Origin of the sequence: Aquimarina algiphila (genome assembly GCF_007489275.1) — a bacterium.
GTDB lineage: Bacteria > Bacteroidota > Bacteroidia > Flavobacteriales > Flavobacteriaceae > Aquimarina > Aquimarina algiphila.
Map to the genome: position 1 here is coordinate 1 of NZ_VLNR01000171.1, position 1,092 is coordinate 1,092.

General features: G+C 28.9%; 1 protein-coding gene. It reads left to right on the top strand.

The window, feature by feature from the left end; all coding sequences use genetic code 11:
- Window positions 1–25 precede the first annotated feature (25 nt).
- Window positions 26–1,021 carry a hypothetical protein gene (locus FOF46_RS30905; protein WP_143919263.1) on the top strand — a complete coding sequence of 332 codons (996 nt, stop codon included), beginning with the start codon at window positions 26–28 and terminating at the stop codon, window positions 1,019–1,021.
- Window positions 1,022–1,092: the final 71 nt, after the last annotated feature.

Here is a 1,092-nt window from a genome sequence, read left to right on the forward strand (position 1 = left end):
CGTTGTAGCACATAGGAAAAATTAAATGGGAATATTCAATAAAAAGAAAAGATGGGGAAACTTTAATGGTAACATTAATATATATGATGACTTAAAGCCTTCAGATATTCCTGAACTAATTGAAGAAAAAGATATTCATTCACTTCAATTTTTTGAATTTAAAAATCCTAAAAAAAGGACTTGGAATGCCTTATATGAATTTTACGAAAAATATCCGAAAATTGGATTAAGAATAGTATGGTATGATCAAATCAATTTTGACTTTTATTCCCAATTACCTTCTTTAAGAAATTTTGATATTTCTTCATTTAACACATCTGATTACACACCTTTGCTATTAAATAAAAAATTGACAGATTTAGCAGTAGGAGAAACTAAATCAACTGCGGTTAATTTAAGTTTCATTAAGGAATTTAAAGACTTAACATCTTTATGGATTGACGGAATGAAAAAAGGACTGGAAAATGCGGCTGAACTTTCAAAACTTGAACGTCTGACATTTCGCGGAGTAAAAATGAATGACCTGAATTTAATCAACAGTCTTAATAATCTGGTACAATTGCGTTTACTATTTGGAAGTTATAAAAATCTTGACGCAATTGCCAACGTAAAAAGTATCAAAACTCTTGAAATAAGTAGAACAAGACAAATTCCTAATTATGATTTTTTGAAATCTATGGACAACTTAAATTCTCTATATTTCGAAGGAATGTCAAAAATGGAAAGCTTACCTGACTTAAGTGGATTAAAAAACTTAAAAAGGATTCAAATTGATAACAATAGTAGATTAACAGACATCACTAATATAAATCAATTACCAAATTTAGAAATCTTTTTGTTGTTCTTTCCTGAAAACTTCAAAGCTGCTTATCGTAAAGAGCTTTTTAAACAAGCAACAAATTTTCTACTAAACTCAAAAACAGTAAAATATACGAACCTATTTTTTTGGCTAGAAGATGATATGAAAGAAAAGCTAAAAGAAAAAGGAATAAAAAAGTGGGACTACGGAATGAATATTTAAAAACGTGCCACAACAATTTGTATATTGCATATGCCGCCTTCGGCAGGCAAACGCAACATACAAAAGACGTT

Coding starts and splice junctions, on each gene's coding strand:
- FOF46_RS30905 (WP_143919263.1), top strand. CDS start 26: ATGGGAATATTCAATAAAAAGAAAAGATGGGGAAACTTTAATGGTAAC.